The organism is Demequina salsinemoris, assembly GCF_000974805.1.
Classification (GTDB): domain Bacteria; phylum Actinomycetota; class Actinomycetes; order Actinomycetales; family Demequinaceae; genus Demequina; species Demequina salsinemoris.
The window spans coordinates 157,891-175,853 of record NZ_BBQZ01000002.1 but is presented as its reverse complement, the minus strand read 5'-3'; the positions used below and the strand labels follow the sequence as shown (position 1 = coordinate 175,853).

The following is a 17,963-nucleotide window of genomic DNA, read 5'->3' as shown; positions in this document are numbered from 1 at the left end:
ACGATCCAATGGCGGGCGCCGCCATCGCCCCTCGCCCAGGACCACGGTCCCACGCCTGCCGTACGCGCCAGCCGCCGCTACCGTCCAGCGCTACCCTGTCCGTCGTGCTCGTGCTCCTCCCGCCCTCCGAAGGCAAGACCGCTCCCCGATCAGGCGCGCCCGTCGACCTGACCTCGCTGTCCCATCCGGACCTGGACGATGCGCGGCGCCGCGTGGGCGACGCGCTCGCCAAGGTCAGCCGCCAGAGGAACGCCATGGAGGCGCTCGACGTGGGCGCGAGCCTCGCCGACGAGGTCGCTCGCAACACGACGGTCTGGGACAACCCGGCCGACGCATCGTCCCGGGTCTACACGGGCGTCCTGTACGACGCAGCCGGCATGGCCGGCTGGGACGATGCGCTGCTCGCCAGGTCCGCCGACCGCGTCCGCGTGGTGTCGGCGCTGTGGGGCGCCGTCTCCCCCGCCGACCGCATCCCCGCGTACCGCCTGTCGATGGGGACGACGCTGGGGAGGCTGGGAGGCCTCGCCGCCTTCTGGCGCCCGCGCCTCACGCCCGAGCTGGACGCCCTCGCGGACGGTGGCCTCGTGGTCGACTGCCGCAGCGCGTCCTACGTCGCCGCCTACCGACCTGACGCCCCGTGGGTCTCGGTCAAGGTCATGCGGGAGCTCGATGGCAAGCGCGCGGTCGTGAGCCACATGGCCAAGCACACGCGCGGGCTGCTCGCGGCTCACCTGGTCAGGTCCGATGCGGCTCCCGAGACCGCCTCGGACCTCGCCGATGCGGCCGCCGGGATGATCGGGGACGCGCTCGTGGACGTCGCGCTCGCCACGAAGTCCAAGGGACCCGACGAGCTCACGCTCGTCATCGCAGGCTGAGCAGTCAGCCGCCACCTGACAGCCGTCGCATCGACCGCCGAGACAGCGAGCCGCCTCAGGCGAGCGAGATGCCGCCGTCGACAGCGATCGTCTGGCCGGTGATGAACCCGCACGTCATGAGGAACAGGTAGGCCTGAGCGACCTCGGCGGCCTCGGCGGTGCGTCCCAGCGGGATCGCGTCGGCCATCGAGGTCTTCGTCTCCTCGAGCTCCTGCGGGTCGAGGCCACGCCACAGTCCCGTCTCGGTCCAGGTGGGAGCCACGGCGTTCACGCGCACGCGCGGCGCGAGCTCGACCGCGAGGCCCTTGACCATCGTCGCGATCGCCTCGTTGCCGACGATCGCGCCCGAGGACGTCGCCGGGGAGCCGCCGGTGCCCGCGGTGAAGGTGAGCGTGCCTCCCTCGGCGATGCGCGGCGCGAGCGCGCGCGCCACCTCGAGGTTCGCGAACAGCTTGCCGTCGATCGTCTCGCGGATCGTCGCGACATCCGCGTCGATGAAGCCGCCTCCCATCGCGCCGCCCAGCGTCGAGATCACGTGATCGACCTCGCCGAGCTGCTCGCCCATCGCCTCGAGCGCTCCAGGCGCGGTCGCGTCGAGAGCGGCGCCGCCGGCGGCGGCGCCGAAGGCCCGCAGCGCGGACACCGCGCCTTCGAGCCGCCCTCGGTCTCGCCCGACGAGCACCACCCTCGCTCCCGCTCCCGCCGCCTTGCGGGCCACCTCGAGACCGAATCCCGAGGTGCCCCCGATGACGAGGACTCGGGTTCCCCGCAGCGAGGCGAGGAAGGGGTCGGAGGCGGGCACGGCGGCGTCGGACATAGGTCGCTCCAGGGGGTGAGTGGGTTCACTTGCGCAACGTTGCGCCGCCCATCCTAGTTCCCTGATCCGTGACTGAGAATGAGGCGACACGCCCTCAATGCGTCGGGGCGCCGACGCACAGGACGTGCCTCTCGGCGAGGTCTCCGTCGCGCGTCGCGCGCACCTGCAGGATGGTCATCGACGCAGGTGAGGGCCAGATTCGTGACCACCGCGCGGGCGGCGCCTCGAGCGACCTGCCGACGATCGACTTGATCGCGACCGCATGCGAGGCGAGGGCGATCGAGCGAGCCTCGTCGCGGCCGCCGACGCACGCGCGCGCGTGATCGGCGGCGAGATCGACGAGCAGCGCCTCGAGCCTGTCGGCGACGTCGTCGAGCGATTCGCCGCCGGGAGGCCTCGCCTCGCCGTCGCGCCATCGCAGCAGCTCGCCGCCATCGCGTTCCATGATCTCCGGCGCGGTCAGACCCTCCCACTCGCCGAAGTCGACCTCCTTGAGGCGCGCGTCGGTCTCGACGTGCGCGCCGAGACGTCGCCCGATCGCGCCGCCGGTCTCCTGGGTCCGGGTCATCGGGGAGGCGATCACGCGGTCGACCTTCGGCAGGTCGAGCCACGCTCGACGCCCGATCTGGTGCACGGCATCGGCGGCCTTCGCCGCCTGCACGCGCCCCGCCGACGCGAGAGCGGGCCCGGGAACCCCCGAGCCGGAGAATCGGTGCTCGAGCGTCATCGGCGTGACGCCGTGGCGCACCAGCACGAGGATCAGCGGCGCGACGAGGTGATCCGCAGGCGCCTCGGTGATCGACGACGTCCCGGCGGACGGGGCCTGGCCCGTCACCGGCTCAGGCGTTCCGCACGAGGATGCGACCGCACTCCTCGCAGCGGACGATGCGGTCGGGGGCGGCGCTCGTGATCTCGGCGAGGTCGCCAGCGTTGAGCGTCATGTGGCAGCCCTGGCAGGTCCCGCCCACGAGCGCGGCGGCGCCCACGCCTCCGTTCTGCTCACGAAGCTTCTCGTACAGCGCCATCAGCCCCTCGTCGAGGTCGCGTGCCGCGGTGCCGCGCTCGTCGTGCACCGTCACGAGGTCGGCGTCGATCTCCCTGACGGCGACGTCGAGCTCGGCGGTGACCTCCGCGACCTGCGCCTCGAGCGCGGTCGCCTGCTCGACGGCCGAGGCGAGGACCGACTCGGCCTCCTCGACCTTCTCCATCGCCTCGAGCTCGACATCCTCGAGGTCGCTGCGGCGGCGCGCGAGGATCTCGAGCTCGCTCTGCAGCGCCTGGAGGTCCTTCGGCGAACCGGAGCCCGAGTCGAGGCGCTTCTGGTCGCGCTCCTGGCGTCCGCGCACCGTCTGCACGTCGTCCTCGGCCTTCGTGACCGCGCGGCGCAGGTCCCCCACCTCGGCGGTGCGCGCGATCCGCTCCTCGTGCAGGTCGGCGAGGCGTGCGTTCAGCTCCTCGAGCTGCGCGTTCTGCGGGAGGGTCGCACGCTTGTGGCGCAGCTGCTGCGCGCGGAGGTCGGCGTCCTGGACGTCGAGCAGACGCTTCTGGTCTGCTGCGGGGGCGGTGGCCACGGGGGTCTCCTTGCGGGTCAGGAACCGGTCGCGCCGAAGCGCGCGGTCCACGGGTCGGTGGTGAGGGTGCTCACGCAGGTCTCGATGCCGAGCGTGTCCTCGAGGTGCTTGGCCGCGCCCTTGAGCCACGACCACTCCGACGCGGAGTGTGCCACATCCACCAGGTACGGCCGACCACCGTGCAGCAGCGCCTCCTCGCGCGCCTCGGATGCCGGATGGTGGCGGAGGTCCGCGGTGACGTACACGTCGGCGCCGCTCGCGCGCACGAGGTCGAGGAACGAGTCCCCGCTTCCGCCGAGCACCGCGACCGTCTCGACGCGGCCCGTGAGATCGCCCGCAACCCGCACCCCGTGCGCCGTCGGGGGCAGCACGTTGGCCGCACGCTCCGCGAACTGATGCAGCGTGGTGGGCTCCGCAAGCCGGCCCAGCCGTCCGGCGCCGAGCGACGGGTCCTCGGCGTCGGGCACGAGCGGGACGGTGTCGATCACGCCGAGGTCGGCGGCCAGCGAGTCCGCGACTCCCCCTGCGGCGGCGTCCGCGTTGGTGTGCGCGTTGAACAGCGCGATGCCGCGCTCGATCAGCTCGTGCACCACCGCGCCCTTGCCCGTGTCGGCGCGCACCGTGTGCACGCCCCTGAGCAGCAGCGGATGGTGGGTGACGATCATGTCGGCGTCCTCGTCGATCGCCTCCTCGACGAGCGCCATGACGGGGTCGACCGCGAGCAGCACCTTCTCGACCACCGCATCGGGCCGACCGAGCACCAGGCCGTTGCGATCCCAGGCCTCGGCCAGGCGCGGCGGGTAACGCTCTTCTAGGACGGCTACGACGTCGGATACCTGGACCATGGCTCCACGCTACTGCCCCGGCGACTCCTGCGCGCCGCCTTCCTTCGCATCGTCCATGGACGATGCTCGTGCCCGGCGTCCAAGGATGACCTCCGGCGTCTCGCCGTGCGCGAGCAGCGCGTCGATCTTCGCCTCGAGGGCGCCGATGCGAGCGGCGAGCTCCTCCTGACGCTGCTCGGCGGCCTTGAAGGCGCGCTCGTCGCGGCTGGCCTCCTCGGCATCGCGCTTCTCCTCGTCCTCGCCCGCGGTCACGGACACGAACCAGGCCGCCACCGACGCGGTGACGACACCGATGAGGGCGATGCCGAGGAGCATCATGCCGCCCGCGACGATGCGGCCCGTGAGCGTCACTGGCGCGAAGTCGCCGTACCCGACCGTGGTGACGGTCACGAACGCCCACCACAGCGCGTCGGTGAACGACGTGATCTGCGCGCCCTCGTGACCGCGCTCCGCCGAGAGCACCCACACGGAGCCGATCCACAGCAGCAGGACCGTGGACGCGATGACGGCCTGCATCGTCTTCATGCGACCCTGGGCGGACAGGAACGACGTGCCCTGCGCGAACACCGTCAGGATCTTCAGGGGCCGCGCCGCGGGAAGCAGGACCGCGATGACGTCGAGCGGATGCGTCCAGAGGTAGTTCCAGGACTTCTTGGACAGCATCGTCCTGATGATGAGGTCACCGAGGAAGACGGCCCAGATGACCACCTGAAGGGTCTCGAGCCCCGTGCGCACGCCCCACGGCAGCACCGCGAACGCGATGATGCGCGTGGACCACGCGACGAGGAAGACGAAGGCGAGGACCGCCATCGTCGCGTCGGTGCGTTTGCGGTAGCCCTCGTACTTGCTGCCGTCCGTGAGCTCGGTCAACTGGTCGAGCGCCATCGAGTCCTCCCCGTCCTCACCGTCTTCCCCGAGGCTAGCGCGGTGCGACCACGATGCGAGTGAGGCCGCGTCGTCCCAGCGTCGAGTGACATTGCTCACGACGGCGCCCTAAGTCCTTCCACCGGCCCCCTACCTGCCGATGGGCGGGGCGACCCGCCGTCTGCCACGCGGCGGTCCCGCTCGACGCGGCACATACAGACTGGGGGGACGCGATGCGTTCAGATACTGTGATCACTCTTTCGCTGCGGCACTGGACCCGCCGGGACCATGTCCGCTTCTGGATCGACACGCTCGCGCCGTCGCTCGCCGCGGCCGTCATCGGTCTGACCACCGCGGCCACGATCCTGATCGTCGCCGGCACCGATGAGCCCCGCGCGCTCGCGACCGCCGCGCTCATCGCGACGTGCGGTCTCGCCTTCCCGACCGCAGTCGCGTGGAACGTGTCGCGCTTCCGCGCACCGTCCGGCTTCGACGTCGTCCGCACCGAGGCTCCTGTCAGCACGTACGTCGCCGACTGAGCCCCACTCTTCCCGGAAGCCGGGCCTGGCGTCTCGCCGGGCCCGGCTTTCGCGCGCATGGGCATAGGGGTCCACCGGCGAGAGCGAACGGTCGGCCGCCTGGCACGCTGGGGGAGTCGCCTGAGGCGCCTCCGCCTGGTGCATGAGGTCAGGGAGGGGAGAGGCCGCCAGCGCGGGTGATCGACCGGGACGGCGCAGCTATCGGGCGCGGAACCTCGTCGACTGAGCCCTCGAGCCGAGGAAGTCGTTCCTCGACGCGTACTTGATCGTGACCCTGCCCTTCGGCAACGCGCGGCTCGTGACCCTGGCCCTGTACACCGTGCCCGAGCGGTGGAGGCTGACCCACCTCGAGACCCGCTTGCCGTTGACGAAGACGGCGACCTTGCCGGCCTCGCTCGCGCGGTACGGGCCGGCCACGGTGACCGCGAACGTCGAGCGTTCGCCCTTGCTCACCGCGGACGAGCTCGCGACCTTGACCTTGATCTTGGCCTTCGCCTTGGTGGTGCGGGCCTCGACCGTCGTGGAGGAGGCCTCCCGCGTCGACGTGCCCTCGTAGGTCACCGACAGTGTCCTGACGCCGGGCTCCCACGAGCGGGGCATCCAGAAGGTCGCCTTGCCGTCGCCGTCGACACCCTGCGTCCATGTCGACGCCCCGTCAGTCACCGTGACGTCGCCGCCGTCGCCCTCGGTTCCCGAAACAGCGACCGTGACCCTCACGGACTTCCCGTAGGCCGCTGACCGCGCATTCGCGCGGACGCTCGTCGCGGTCTTCGCGGGCTCGTCGACCGGCTCGCCTGTCGCGGTCGGGTTCGTGACGATCTGCAGCGTCGCAGTGGTGCTGGTGGTGCTCAGCACCGTCATGGTGAACAGGTCACCTGCGGAGTACGTCTCTCCGTCCTCGAACGACGACCACAGGGTCGTGCCGTCCTCGACTCCGAGGATCTCGATCTCGTTGTCGGACAGGCCCGGCTCATGGGTGCGCGAGACCACGACGCCGGTCTCGTAGCGCATCGCGTGGCTGTACGCGTTGAGGTAGTACCCGAAGTACGAGTAGAACGCCGACGAGTCGACCCCTCGTCCGCTGCGGTACTCGAGGAAGTACTCGCTCCCGTCGCTCGGATCGACGAGGCGCACGGCGTTGGTGCCGCCGGTCGCGGTGGTCTGGTCGATCGTCACGACCGTGGTCTCGCTCGCCGCGTCATCGACCTGGAGCTCCTGCGTCTGCGCTGACGAGCCCGGGAGTCCGAGGTCGTAGCGGTACGCCGCGTCGAGGCCTCCCGCGGGGAACGTGCTCACGGAGAGCGCCTGCGGCCCGTAGACGCCGAAGTACTCAGCCGAGCCCGAGTCCCAGGTGAGGAAGGAATGCCCGAGGCCCAGGTTGTGGCCGAGCTCGTGGACGACCGTCGCGGGGCCGAGCTTGGCGATCTGGACGGTACCGCCGTAGTGGAGCGAGGGGCCCACCATCGCGATGCCCGCGTACGGGTAGTACCCGCTCGTGTAGCAGCCCTCAGGGGTGTACACGATGAGGTGGTTGCCGGTCGAGGAGAAGGAGACGCCAGGGAACTCCGCGGCCGCGGCGGTCCACAGCGACTGATAGTTGGCGGAGCACGAGCCGTCCCACGCGAGCGTGGTCGAGTCCGCGACGTCGAAGCTGCTGATCGCGCCCCTCGCCTCGGTCACCCAGTAGTCGGCCGCGTACTCAGCGTTGGCCACCGCGTCGGCGAGGGCGACGCTCCCGGTGGTGCTCGTGTCGGAGATCGTCACGACATAGGCATGGTGGGCGGCGACCGCCGTCGTCTCCTCGGCCGCGGCGACCACGGTCGCGGACTGCACCTCGGATCCCTCGACCTCGGCTGACACCGTGGAGCCCGACTCGATGTCCTCGAGCGCCTCGCCCTCGACCTCGGCGACCTCGCCGTCCTCCGAGACGATCACCTGCGCCTCGTCGGCCTCGCCGTGCCCGTCGGACTCGATCACGACGTCGACGAGGGTGCCCTCGACCGTGTCCGACTGCGGCTCCGCGGACGCGGGCAGCCCGACCGCACACAGGGCGAATACCGCCGCGAGCGATGCCAGGGCTCGCGCGAGGCCCGGCATGGCGTGGTGCGTGCGAGCGCGATCCGAACGTGCGTTGTTGGAGAGTGCGGGGGCGGTCCCTGGTCGCGGGGCGACGGTGTGCGCCGAGTGATCGTGAGTACCCATGGCAGGCACGTTCCGGCATCCAGCGTCAAGATCTCAAGCGACTGTGATCAATCCCCCGGACCATACGGGGACATACACGGGCATACGTCAGATCCTCGCGCCCGCGCCCGTGCTTTCAGCGCGTTCGAGCCGCGCGGCGAGAACGCGACCGCCAGGCGGCGCGCGATGCCGCCTCACATCGATGGTGGGCCCTGCCGGACTCGAACCGACGACACCTGCGGTGTAAACGCAGTGCTCTAACCAACTGAGCTAAGGGCCCGCGGGGAACCATTGTCCCCCATGCGATCGCATCGTCCCGACGGCCATCGGGCACCGCGAGAGGACGCGCCAGGACGATGCTCAGCCCAGCAGGGCCGTGACCTCGCGCCTGTAGTCGTCCACGTCGCGAGCCTCGCCCGTGGGGTTGACGACCGCCCATCGCACGACGCCGTCGGCGTCGATGAGGAAGGTCCCTCGCGTCGCGAGGCCCTTGCGCGGGTTGAAGACGCCGTAGTCGCGCGAGATGTCGCCGTGCGGCCAGAAGTCGCTCAGCAGCGCCCCTCGGTACTGGTGGGTGTCCGCCCAGGCCTTGAGCACGTAGATCGAGTCGCACGACACGACGAGAACCTTGAGGTCGTCTCGCTCGAGCAGGTCCGGGGCGTCCCGCAGATCGACCAGCTCGTTCGTGCACGTGTCCGAGAACGCGAAAGGCACGAACACCAGGAGGATCGCCGTACCCCGCAGATCGGCGAGCGAGACGGTCCTCCCGTTCTGGTCCGTGAGCGCGAGCTCGGGCGCGGGCTTCCCCACGAGCGGGTTCGTCACTTGCTCCGCCCCTTCTCGACGAGCTGCGTGGCCCACCACCCTGTGCCGACCACGAAGGTCGACGTCGCGTGCAGGCCCGCGATGGACGAGGCCTCCTCCACGTCACGTGGCTCGACGGAGCCGGTGCTGCCCGCCTTGGGCGTGAGCAGCCAGACCGGACGCCCGTCGTCCAATAGGGACTGGACGTCCATGAGAAGGTCGGCGAGGTCGTCGTCCCCGTCACGGAACCACACGACGACACCATCGGTGACGTCACCGAAGTCCTCGTCGACCAGCTCCTCGCCGGTGGCCTCCTCGATCGCGTCCCTCAACGACTGGTCGACGTCGTCGTCGTAGCCGAACTCCTGGATGACATGGCCATGTTCCAGGCCGAGTCTTGCGGCGAGGCTGCTCTCGGCAGCCGTCGCGCCCTCCTGTGTCGCCACGGTGGCGGCGCTCCCTTCGTCGTCGAAGCCGCGCCGTCCGACGCGTCTTCCGCACAGCGTAGATGCCCACGCGCGCACGGTGCAATCGTCGTGGCCGGGACCTTGGCCCTGGGGGTGATACTGTGCCTCGGTCCCCGCACGCCCAGGCGCGTCGGGCCGGCGTGACAACGCGTCGGAATATGACCAGAATGGCGAGGAGAGCGGCCAACGCCGCGTTCCCGATACCCAGCGGCGCAGCACCCCGCGCCCGCGACAGGAAGAGGACCCGTGACAGACCACGGCGCAATCGACAAGGACCCCACCGAGACCGCGGAGTGGCTCGAGTCCGTCGACGAGATGATCGAGCACGGCGGCGAGAGCCGCGCCGAGTACGTGATCGACCGCGTGGTCGATCACGCCGCCAAGCGCCAGCTGTCCGTCCCGCTGAGCCTCAACACCCCCTACGTCAACACGATTCACGTCGACGACGAGCCCGAGTTCCCCGGCGACGAGGAGCTCGAGCGCCGCTACCGCGGCTGGATCCGCTGGAACGCCGCGGCGATGGTCACCCGCGCGCAGGGCCCGGGCAAGGGCGTCGGCGGCCACATCTCGTCGTACGCCTCCGTGGCGACGCTCTACGAGGTCGGCCTGAACCACTTCTTCAAGGGCAAGGACCACCCGAGCGGCGGCGACCAGATCTACTTCCAGGGCCACGCCGCCCCCGGCATGTACGCGCGCGGCTTCATGGAGGGACGCTTCTCCGCCGAGGACCTCGACTCGTTCCGCCAGGAGAAGTCCGCGCCCGGTCGAGGCCTGTCCTCGTACCCTCACCCGCGCCTCATGCCCGACGTGTGGGAGTTCCCCACCGTCTCCATGGGCCTCGGCCCCGCCTCGGCCATCTACCAGGCGTGGACCAACCGCTACCTCCAGCTGCGCGGCATCAAGGACACCGCCGACCAGCACGTGTGGGCGTTCCTGGGCGACGGTGAGATGGACGAGCCCGAGTCACGTGGCATGCTCCAGCTCGCTGCGAACCAGGGCCTCGACAACCTCACGTTCGTCGTCAACGCGAACCTCCAGCGCCTCGACGGTCCCGTGCGAGGCAACGGCAAGATCATCCAGGAGCTCGAGGCGTACTTCCGCGGTGCGGGCTGGAACGTGCTTAAGGTCGTGTGGGGCCGCGGCTGGGACCCGCTGCTGGCCAAGGACGACGGCGCGCTGCTCAACCTGATGAACACCGTCCCCGACGGCGACTTCCAGACCTTCCGCGCCGAGTCAGGCGCGTTCATCCGCGACCAGTTCTTCGGCGGCGACCCGCGCGCCAAGGAGCTCGTCAAGGACATGACGGACGACGACATCTGGGCCCTCAAGCGCGGTGGCCACGACTACCGCAAGCTGTACGCCGCCTACCAGCGCGCGACCGAGACGAAGAACGGCAAGCCGACCGTCATCATCGCGAAGACCGTCAAGGGCTACGGCCTCGGCCCCAACTTCGCGGCGCGCAACTCGACGCACCAGATGAAGAAGCTGCACGTCGCGGACATGAAGGTCCTGCGCGACACGTTCGACCTGCCGTTCACGGACGAGGAGCTCGAGGCGGACCCCTACAACCCGCCGTACTACCACCCCGGCTTCGACGACCCCGCGATCAAGTACATGCTCGAGCGCCGCAGCGCGCTGGGCGGGTTCGTGCCGTCGCGCCGTGCGGTCGAGAAGCCGATCGCGATGCCGAGCGACAAGGCGTACGACCTGCTCGCGAAGGGCTCTGGCAAGCAGGAGGTCGCCACGACGATGGCGCTCGTGCGCCTGTTCAAGGACCTGGTCAAGGACAAGGAGTTCGGCTCCCGCCTGGTGCCGATCATCCCCGATGAGGCGCGCACGTTCGGCCTGGACGCGATCTTCCCGTCGGCGAAGATCTTCAACACCCAGGGCCAGAACTACCTGCCCGTCGACCGCGAGCTGATGCTCTCCTACAAGGAGTCCACGGCCGGCCAGATCATGCACACGGGCATCAACGAGGCCGGCTCCGCCGCCGCGTTCCAGGCCGTGGGCACGTCCTACGCCACGCACGGCGAGCCGCTCGTGCCGTTCTACATCTTCTACTCGATGTTCGGCTTCCAGCGCACCGGCGACCAGTTCTGGGCCGCAGGCGACCAGCTCACGCGAGGCTTCATCATCGGCGCCACCGCGGGCCGCACGACGCTGACCGGTGAAGGCCTTCAGCACGCGGACGGCCACTCGCCGCTGCTCGCGGGCACCAACGCCGCGATCGTCCAGTACGACCCCGCGTTCGGCTACGAGATCCGCCACATCGTCAAGGACGGCATCCAGCGGATGTACGGCCCCGAGGATGGCCGCGACAAGAACGTCATGTACTACCTCACGGTGTACAACGAGCCGATCCAGCAGCCGGCCGAGCCGGAGGGCGTGGATGTCGAGGGCATCCTCAAGGGCATCCACAAGTACGCCGCCGCCCCCGCGGGCGAGGGCCCCGAGGCGCAGATCCTCGCCTCGGGCGTGGCAGTGCCGTGGGCGCTCGAGGCGCAGGAGCTCCTCGCCGCGCACTGGGGCGTCCGCGCCACGGTGTGGTCGGTCACCTCGTGGAGCGAGCTGCGTCGCGAGGCGCTCGCCGCTGACGAGCACGCGTTCCTGCACCCGAACGAGCCTGTGCGCACGCCGTACCTCACGCAGAAGCTCGCCGACGCGAACGGCCCGTTCGTCGCGACGACGGACTACGACCACCTGGTCGCCGACCAGGTGCGCGCGTGGATCCCCGGCACGTACGCGACGCTCGGCGCCGACGGCTTCGGCTTCTCGGACACGCGCGCCGCGGCTCGCCGCCACTTCAAGATCGACGGCCCTTCCACGGCGGTCAAGGTGCTGCAGCAGCTCGCCCGCCGCGGCGAGATCGACCCGCACCTCGTCGGCCAGGCGATCGAGCGCTACGAGCTCCACGACGTGACCAAGGGCTCCTCGGGCAACGCGGGCGGCGACGCCTGATCGAGGCCCTCGCCCACGACTGATCACGGGCCCGTCGCGCACCGCGCGGCGGGCCCGTGTCACGTCTGCGCGCTGTCGCCGTCCGCGTCCGGGCGTCGCCCCTGCCCGTCCTCGTCGATCGGCGGGTGCTCACCGGGCCTGTGCTCGCGCACGTGCGTTCCCAGGTGCGCCGTGTCCGCGTCCTTGATCGAGCTCCGAACGTCGTACGCGAGGACGATGAAGGTGAGGACGAGCGCGGCGCCGAGCGCCCAGAGCCCCATCATGAGGAAGCCGTCGAGCAGCCCCTCGGGCTCGATGCGGACGTACATGTCGAGGGTGCACGACCCCTCGGCGGCGTCGAGCGTGCCGACCACGTGATAGACACCGGTGGGCGTGAAGCCCTTCGCCTCCTGGACCGCGGCGAGGCCCACGGAGATCCTCTCCGCGCCGGAGTACTCGGTCAACGCGTCCTCGTTCGCGTACTCGGCGGTCCACAGCACGGGCTCCCATCCGCTGATGCGGATGCCTAGGGTGCTCTGCCATGCCGTGAGCACCTCGTCCGACGCGGCGTCCCACCTGAGGACGTCGTCGCGCGCGATCGTGAACGGATCGCCCGCCGATGTCTGCTCGGGGGTCACGGCGCCCTCCTGCGAGGCCGAGTCGAGCGTGACATAGCATCCCTCGGAGATGCTTCCGCCGCTGGTGAGCTCGGGCAGCCCCGCGAGCGCCATCCCCGCCGCAGCGCCCGCGGCGACCATCGCAGCGAGGACGCGTCGAGGTGCGAGCGACAGTCGCTGCGTCAGGACCACGGTGCCGAGCAGCGCCCCGAGGGAGGCGAGCCCCCACACGACCGTCTGGTCTGCGGGCGCGACGCCTAGCACCGTGAGCAGAGCTGCGGCCTCGAGTCCGATCAGCAGGCCCAGGAGCGCTCCTAGCAGGGGCTTGGGGCGTTCGCGCATCAGGACTCCTCCGTCATTCCCCACGCTAGACGGGCCGCCGCGGAGACGCACGGCGGACGCGCCCGTCGGGCCGCAAAGGTGGAGGACTGACGCGCGCCCCGTCGTGTGTTTCCACAACCCTCTGGGGAGAACTTGGGCCATCAACCAGGGAACTTGTGCTCTAGCGAACCGGTTCTCCCCCACAAGTGGGGGCACCGCGTTGTGGGAATCGCACAAAGCGACGCTAGGCTCTCCGCATGCCCCCGACCGATGCGAGAACCGAGACGCTGCGCCGCCTGCGGGCCGGCAGCGGCCAGCTCGCGACCGCCGCGCTCAAGTCTCTCGACGCCGACTACCACTGGTTCCGGGACCTACCGGCCAAGGAGCGATCCTGGGTGGGCATCGTCGCGCAGGCCGGCATCGACGCGTTCGTCACGTGGTTCGCCGACAGGTCTGAGACCGCGCGGTCCGCCATGGAGGTGTTCGCCGCCGCTCCCCCGGAGCTCACCCGCGTCATCTCGCTCCAGCACGCGCTCGCGATCGTGCGCACCGCGGTCAAGGTGGTGGAGGGACACTCGGACGAGTTCGCGGCCCCCGGAGCCGAGCAGATGCTGCGCGAGGCGATCCTGCGCTACTCCCGTGAGATCGCGTTCTCCGCCGCCGAGGTCTACGCGCGCGCCGCCGAGTCGCGCGGCGCGTGGGACGCACGCATCGAGGCGCTCGTGGTCGACGCGCTCGTGCGCGGCGAGGTGGACGATGCGGTGCCGTCGCGAGCGGCCGCGCTCGGCTGGAAGCCGGGACCGACCCTCGTGATGGTCGGGACCACCGACGGCACGCTGGGCGAGGTCCAGTCCGCGGACGTGAGGCGCACGATCCGCCGCGCCGCGGGGAACGCCCTCGTCGGCATCCACGGCGAGACGCTCGTCGTCGTCGCTCGCACCGACGAGGACCACGAGGCCGTCGCCGCTCAGCTCCTCCAGGTCTTCGGCCCGGGCCCCGTCGTCCTCGGCCCGCCCGCGGTGACGCTCACGGAGGTCGCGCGAGCGACCCGCGGTGCCATCGCCGGCGCCACGGCCGCGCCCGCCTGGGCTCAGGCTCCGCGGCCCGTCCACGCCGACGACCTGCTGCCCGAGCGCGTGCTCGTCGGCGACCCGACCGCGAGGGAGAGGCTCCTCGCGATCGCTTACGAGCCGATCCTCCAGGCAGGGGGTTCGCTCCAGGAGACCGTCGCGACGTTCCTCGACTGCGGACGGTCGCTCGAGCTCACCGCGCGCACGATGTTCGTCCACGCGAACACCGTGCGCTACCGGCTCAAGAAGGTCTCGGAGATCACCGGGTGGGATGTGCTCCACACGCGCGACGCGCACGTCCTGCACACCGCGCTGGCCCTCGGACGCCTCCAGGCCGCGACGCCCCCATCTTTGTAGGGATCACACAGAATCTCGCGTCGCTTTCTTCGCCGCGCCTGTCACGAGCAGCCGCCGCGGTAGGGCACCCTAGACACATGCTTGCTGTCCTCTGCCCCGGTCAGGGTGCCCAAACTCCCGGAATGCTCGCGCCCTGGCTCGAGCTCGACTCGGTCGCCCAGACCCTTCAGGCTTTGTCGGATGCCACAGAGGTCGACCTGATCGCCCACGGCACGGTCTCCGACGCGGACACGATCCGCGACACCGCGATCGCGCAGCCCCTGCTCGTCGCCACGGCGCTCGCCACGGGCCGCGAGGCGCTCGGCGCGACCGCCCCTGGCGTCGTCGCGGGCCACAGCGTCGGAGAGTTCGCTGCCGCGGCGCTGAGCGGCGTGCTGACCGACGCCGACGCGGTCTCCCTCGTCACCGTCCGCGGCCGCGCCATGGCCGAGGCCGCCGCATCGTCCGAGCCCACCTCGATGGCGGCGGTGCTTGGCGGCGTGGCCGACGAGGTCGCCGCGCGCCTCGCCGAGCTGAACCTCACGCCCGCCAACGCCAACGGCGGCGGCCAGGTCGTCGCCGCCGGCTCCAAGGCCGCGATCGACGCGCTGGTCGCCGAGCCCCCGACGCGGGCCCGCGTGATCGAGCTCCAGGTCGCCGGCGCGTTCCACACGTCGTACATGGCGCCCGCCGTCGAGACCCTCGCCGCGGCCGCGGCTGACGTCGCCCGCAAGGCGCCCGTCGTCCCCCTGCTGTCCAACGCCGACGGCACCGTCGTCGCCACCGGCGACGAGACGGTCGCCCGGCTCGTGACCCAGGTTGCGAGCCCCGTGCGCTGGGACCTGTGCATGGAGCGCATGCTCGACCTCGGCGTGACGGGCATCCTTGAAGTAGCGCCCGGCGGCGTCCTCACCGGACTCGCCAAGCGCGGGATGAAGGGCATCCCGGCCGTCGCCCTCAAGACCCCCGAGGATCTGGCGGCCGCACGAGAGCTTGTGGAGGCGCACGCGTGACCACCATCAACGTCCGACGCGGACCTGAGTACACCCGCATCCTCGGCCTCGGCGTGTGCCGCGGCGAGAACGCGGTCCCCAACGACGACCTGATCGAGCCGATCGACTCATCCGACGAGTGGATCCGCAAGATGACGGGCATCGTCACCCGCGTGCGCGCCGACAAGGACACCACGGTCATCGACCTGTCGGAGAAGGCCGCGCTCGACGCGATCGCCCAGGCGGGCATCGAGGCGAGCCAGATCGACGCGGTGATCCTGTCGACGATCTCGCACCCCCACATCACGCCCGGTGGCGCTCCGATCCTGGCCGACCGCATCGGAGCATCCCCTGCGGCGGCATACGACATCTCGGCCGCGTGCGCGGGCTACTGCTATGGCATCGGTCAGGCCGACGCGCTCGTGCGCTCGGGCGCCGCGACCTACGTGCTCGTCGTGGGCGCGGAGAAGCTCAGCGACTGGGTGGACCCGGCTGACCGCTCCATCTCGTACCTCCTCGGCGATGCCGCCGGCGCGGTCATCGTCGGCCCGTCGGACACCCCCGGCATCGGCCCGACCGTGTGGGGCTCCGAGGGCGACGGCGCCGAGCTGATCTACCAGACCTCGTCGTGGCTCGACGTCCGCGACGACCCCGAGGCGCCCTTCCCGACGCTGCGCCAGCAGGGACCGAGCGTGTTCAAGTGGGCGTCGTTCAAGATGCCGAAGATCGCCCTCGAGGCGATCGAGGCCGCGGGTGTGACGCCCGACGACATCAAGGCGTTCATCCCCCACCAGGCGAACGTCCGCATCATCGACCAGATGGTCAAGCAGATCGGCCTGCCCAAGCACATCGCGGTCGGCAAGGACATCGTCGACTCGGGGAACACCTCGGCGGCCTCCATCCCGCTCGCGACCGAGCGGTTGCTGCGCGACGGCGACGCCAAGTCGGGCGATCTTGCGCTCCAGATCGGCTTCGGCGCCGGGCTTGTCTACGCCGCCCAGGTCATCGCGCTGCCCTGACGCCCCGCATTAGTCTTCAAGAGTTCATCCACGAGAACGGTGCCGCCCCGGCACCCCAGAGCAAGGAGAAGAACATGGCTCTTTCCAGCAACGAGGTCCTCGAGGGCCTGGCCGAGATCGTCGTCGAGGAGACCGGTATCGACGCTGCCGAGGTCACCCTCGAGAAGAACTTCACCGACGACCTCGACATCGACTCGCTGTCGATGATGACGATCGTCACCCTCGCCGAGGAGAAGTTCGACGTCCGCATCCCCGACGAGGACGTCAAGAACCTCGTGACCGTCGGCGACGCCGTCACCTACATCACCGACGCCCAGGCCTGACACCCGCCTGACGCAGTCCCCGCAGCTTCCGCTGTCCCCGCAGCACCCCACCAGAAAGGCACTCCCATGACCGTTGTCGTCACCGGACTCGGCACCACGTCCCCGCTCGGCGGAGACGTTCCCAGCACCTGGGAGGCGGCCCTCGCAGGACGCTCCGGCGTCCGGACGCTCGACAACGACTGGGCCGAGGCCTACGGCGTGCCCGTGCACTTCGCGGGCCAGCTCGCGGTGCCGACCGCCGAGGTGCTGAGCCGTCCCGAGACCAAGCGCATGGACCCGTCCGCCCAGATGGCGATCGTGGCCGCGCGCGAGGCCTGGGCCGATGCCGGCCTGGAGGACGTCGATCCCGACCGCCTCGGTTCGATCGTGTCCTCGGGCATCGGCGGGGTGTGGACGCTGCTGTCGGCATGGGACACGGTGAAGGAGCGGGGCGCCTCGCGCGTGCTTCCCCTCACCGTGCCCATGCTGATGCCCAACTCCCCGACCGCGTACGTGTCGCTCGAGTTCAAGGCTCGTGCAGGCGCGCACTCCCCCGTCTCGGCCTGCGCGTCTGGCGCCGAGGCGATCGGCATGGGCCTCGAGATGATCGAGTCCGGCCGCGCGGACGTCGTGATCGCGGGAGGCACCGAGGCCGCGATCCACCCGCTGCCCATCTCCGCGTTCGCCGCCATGCAGGCGCTGTCCAAGCGCAACGACGACCCGGCCGGCGCTTCGCGCCCCTACGACGTGAGCCGCGACGGGTTCGTGCTCGGCGAGGGCGCCGGCGTGGTGATCCTCGAGTCCGAGGAGCACGCTCGCGCTCGCGGGGCCCGCGTCTACGCAAGGCTCCTGGGCCGCGGCATGACCGCCGACGGCCACCACATCGCCGCTCCCGAGCCCAACGGCACGGGCCAGACCAAGGCGATGCAGTTCGCGCTCGAGTCCGCTGGTCTCACCACCGCGGACGTCGCGCACGTCAACGCTCACGCGACCTCGACGCCCGTGGGCGACATGATCGAGGCGCGCGGCATCCGCTCGCTGCTCGGCTCGCACGCCGACCAGGTGCTGCTGTCAGCGACCAAGTCCATGACCGGCCACCTCCTCGGAGGCGCCGGCGCGCTCGAGTCCGTCTTCACCGTCAAGGCGCTCGAGACCCGCACCGCTCCCCCGACCATCAACGTCACCGAGCCCGACCCCGAGCTCGAGGTGGACCTCGTGCGCGACACCCCGCGCGCCCTCCCCGCCGACGGCCAGCTCGCGGCGATCAACAACTCGTTCGGCTTCGGCGGCCACAACGTGGCGCTGGTCTTCGCGACCGCGTAGCCGCCGCATCGTCCCTGTGCAAGGGCCGGCTCCTCTCCGAGGGGCCGGCCCTTCGCCTTCTCCGCCCCCGCATCGTCCGGGCC

17 protein-coding genes and 1 tRNA gene are annotated in these 17,963 nt (G+C 70.7%); 8 read left to right on the top strand and 10 right to left on the bottom strand.

Features of this window, described 5'->3' with window-relative positions; genetic code table 11:
- Nucleotides 1–104: 104 nt before the first annotated feature.
- The gene (locus tag AOP78_RS04370) at nt 105–875 is read left to right on the top strand and encodes a YaaA family protein (protein ID WP_062202005.1); all 771 of its coding nucleotides are present in this window, start codon (nt 105–107) and stop codon (nt 873–875) included.
- Nucleotides 876–930: 55 nt separating this feature from the next.
- On the opposite strand, the gene AOP78_RS04365 is transcribed toward AOP78_RS04370, so the two are convergent.
- The 5 genes from AOP78_RS04365 to AOP78_RS04345 form a co-directional block, all read right to left on the bottom strand.
- Nucleotides 931–1,692 (bottom strand): SDR family oxidoreductase, encoded by a 762-nt coding sequence (locus tag AOP78_RS04365; protein ID WP_062202004.1) that lies wholly within the window; start codon nt 1,690–1,692, stop codon nt 931–933.
- A gap of 94 nt (nt 1,693–1,786) precedes the next feature.
- Nucleotides 1,787–2,527, bottom strand: a complete 741-nt coding sequence (locus AOP78_RS04360) for a histidine phosphatase family protein (RefSeq protein WP_062202003.1) — start codon at nt 2,525–2,527, stop codon at nt 1,787–1,789.
- A gap of 4 nt (nt 2,528–2,531) precedes the next feature.
- Nucleotides 2,532–3,263 (bottom strand): zinc ribbon domain-containing protein, encoded by a 732-nt coding sequence (locus AOP78_RS04355; protein WP_062202572.1) that lies wholly within the window; start codon nt 3,261–3,263, stop codon nt 2,532–2,534.
- Nucleotides 3,264–3,280: 17 nt separating this feature from the next.
- Nucleotides 3,281–4,108 carry a Nif3-like dinuclear metal center hexameric protein gene (locus AOP78_RS04350; RefSeq protein WP_062202002.1) on the bottom strand — a complete coding sequence of 276 codons (828 nt, stop codon included), beginning with the start codon at nt 4,106–4,108 and terminating at the stop codon, nt 3,281–3,283.
- 9 nt (nt 4,109–4,117) lie between these two features.
- A complete protein-coding gene (locus AOP78_RS04345) occupies nt 4,118–4,993 on the bottom strand; it encodes a potassium channel family protein (RefSeq protein WP_062202001.1) in 876 nt (291 codons plus the stop codon).
- Nucleotides 4,994–5,205: 212 nt separating this feature from the next.
- On the opposite strand from AOP78_RS04345, the gene AOP78_RS04340 reads away from it, so the two are divergent.
- The gene (locus tag AOP78_RS04340) at nt 5,206–5,511 is read left to right on the top strand and encodes a hypothetical protein (RefSeq protein ID WP_152659402.1); all 306 of its coding nucleotides are present in this window, start codon (nt 5,206–5,208) and stop codon (nt 5,509–5,511) included.
- A gap of 198 nt (nt 5,512–5,709) precedes the next feature.
- Here AOP78_RS04340 and AOP78_RS04335 read toward each other — a convergent pair whose 3' ends face one another.
- The 4 genes from AOP78_RS04335 to AOP78_RS04320 form a co-directional block, all read right to left on the bottom strand.
- Nucleotides 5,710–7,608, bottom strand: coding sequence for a metallopeptidase domain-containing protein (locus tag AOP78_RS04335; protein WP_062201999.1), 1,899 nt, complete (start codon nt 7,606–7,608; stop codon nt 5,710–5,712).
- A gap of 287 nt (nt 7,609–7,895) precedes the next feature.
- Nucleotides 7,896–7,972 (bottom strand) — tRNA-Val (locus tag AOP78_RS04330).
- A gap of 80 nt (nt 7,973–8,052) precedes the next feature.
- Nucleotides 8,053–8,517, bottom strand: coding sequence for a redoxin domain-containing protein (locus tag AOP78_RS04325; RefSeq protein WP_062201998.1), 465 nt, complete (start codon nt 8,515–8,517; stop codon nt 8,053–8,055).
- Complete coding sequence (locus AOP78_RS04320) at nt 8,514–8,942, bottom strand: DUF3052 domain-containing protein (protein ID WP_062201997.1); 429 nt, start codon at nt 8,940–8,942, stop codon at nt 8,514–8,516. Before AOP78_RS04320 ends, AOP78_RS04325 begins: the two co-directional genes overlap by 4 nt.
- A gap of 267 nt (nt 8,943–9,209) precedes the next feature.
- Here AOP78_RS04320 and aceE point away from each other — a divergent pair, with 267 nt between their 5' ends.
- Entirely contained in the window at nt 9,210–11,921 is a 2,712-nt protein-coding gene (aceE, locus tag AOP78_RS04315) for a pyruvate dehydrogenase (acetyl-transferring), homodimeric type (protein WP_062201996.1), read from the top strand.
- Between the two features lie 59 nt (nt 11,922–11,980).
- Here the strand turns inward: aceE and AOP78_RS04310 are convergent, their stop codons facing one another.
- A complete protein-coding gene (locus AOP78_RS04310) occupies nt 11,981–12,859 on the bottom strand; it encodes a hypothetical protein (RefSeq protein WP_062201995.1) in 879 nt (292 codons plus the stop codon).
- A gap of 236 nt (nt 12,860–13,095) precedes the next feature.
- On the opposite strand from AOP78_RS04310, the gene AOP78_RS04305 reads away from it, so the two are divergent.
- From AOP78_RS04305 to fabF, 5 genes are all read left to right on the top strand, one after another.
- Nucleotides 13,096–14,265 (top strand): PucR family transcriptional regulator, encoded by a 1,170-nt coding sequence (locus AOP78_RS04305; RefSeq protein WP_062201994.1) that lies wholly within the window; start codon nt 13,096–13,098, stop codon nt 14,263–14,265.
- Nucleotides 14,266–14,342: 77 nt separating this feature from the next.
- Complete coding sequence (locus tag AOP78_RS04300; protein ID WP_062201993.1) at nt 14,343–15,257, top strand: ACP S-malonyltransferase; 915 nt, start codon at nt 14,343–14,345, stop codon at nt 15,255–15,257.
- Entirely contained in the window at nt 15,254–16,255 is a 1,002-nt protein-coding gene (locus tag AOP78_RS04295; RefSeq protein ID WP_062201991.1) for a beta-ketoacyl-ACP synthase III, read from the top strand. The genes AOP78_RS04300 and AOP78_RS04295 overlap by 4 nt, the downstream gene beginning before the upstream one ends.
- A gap of 74 nt (nt 16,256–16,329) precedes the next feature.
- Nucleotides 16,330–16,578, top strand: coding sequence for an acyl carrier protein (locus AOP78_RS04290; protein ID WP_062201990.1), 249 nt, complete (start codon nt 16,330–16,332; stop codon nt 16,576–16,578).
- Between the two features lie 66 nt (nt 16,579–16,644).
- Nucleotides 16,645–17,880 (top strand): beta-ketoacyl-ACP synthase II, encoded by a 1,236-nt coding sequence (gene fabF / locus AOP78_RS04285; RefSeq protein ID WP_062201987.1) that lies wholly within the window; start codon nt 16,645–16,647, stop codon nt 17,878–17,880.
- The last annotated feature ends 83 nt before the right edge of the window (nt 17,881–17,963 follow it).

What these genes read in the sequence shown, in the direction of transcription:
- AOP78_RS04290 (WP_062201990.1), top strand. Translation starts at nt 16,330, where the DNA reads ATGGCTCTTTCCAGCAACGAGGTCCTCGAGGGCCTGGCCGAGATCGTC.
- AOP78_RS04340 (WP_152659402.1), top strand. Translation starts at nt 5,206, where the DNA reads ATGCGTTCAGATACTGTGATCACTCTTTCGCTGCGGCACTGGACCCGC.
- AOP78_RS04335 (WP_062201999.1), bottom strand. Translation starts at nt 7,608, where the DNA reads ATGCCGGGCCTCGCGCGAGCCCTGGCATCGCTCGCGGCGGTATTCGCC.
- AOP78_RS04345 (WP_062202001.1), bottom strand. Translation starts at nt 4,993, where the DNA reads ATGGCGCTCGACCAGTTGACCGAGCTCACGGACGGCAGCAAGTACGAG.
- AOP78_RS04350 (WP_062202002.1), bottom strand. Translation starts at nt 4,108, where the DNA reads ATGGTCCAGGTATCCGACGTCGTAGCCGTCCTAGAAGAGCGTTACCCG.
- AOP78_RS04310 (WP_062201995.1), bottom strand. Translation starts at nt 12,859, where the DNA reads ATGCGCGAACGCCCCAAGCCCCTGCTAGGAGCGCTCCTGGGCCTGCTG.
- AOP78_RS04365 (WP_062202004.1), bottom strand. Translation starts at nt 1,692, where the DNA reads ATGTCCGACGCCGCCGTGCCCGCCTCCGACCCCTTCCTCGCCTCGCTG.
- AOP78_RS04300 (WP_062201993.1), top strand. Translation starts at nt 14,343, where the DNA reads ATGCTTGCTGTCCTCTGCCCCGGTCAGGGTGCCCAAACTCCCGGAATG.
- fabF (WP_062201987.1), top strand. Translation starts at nt 16,645, where the DNA reads ATGACCGTTGTCGTCACCGGACTCGGCACCACGTCCCCGCTCGGCGGA.
- AOP78_RS04305 (WP_062201994.1), top strand. Translation starts at nt 13,096, where the DNA reads ATGCCCCCGACCGATGCGAGAACCGAGACGCTGCGCCGCCTGCGGGCC.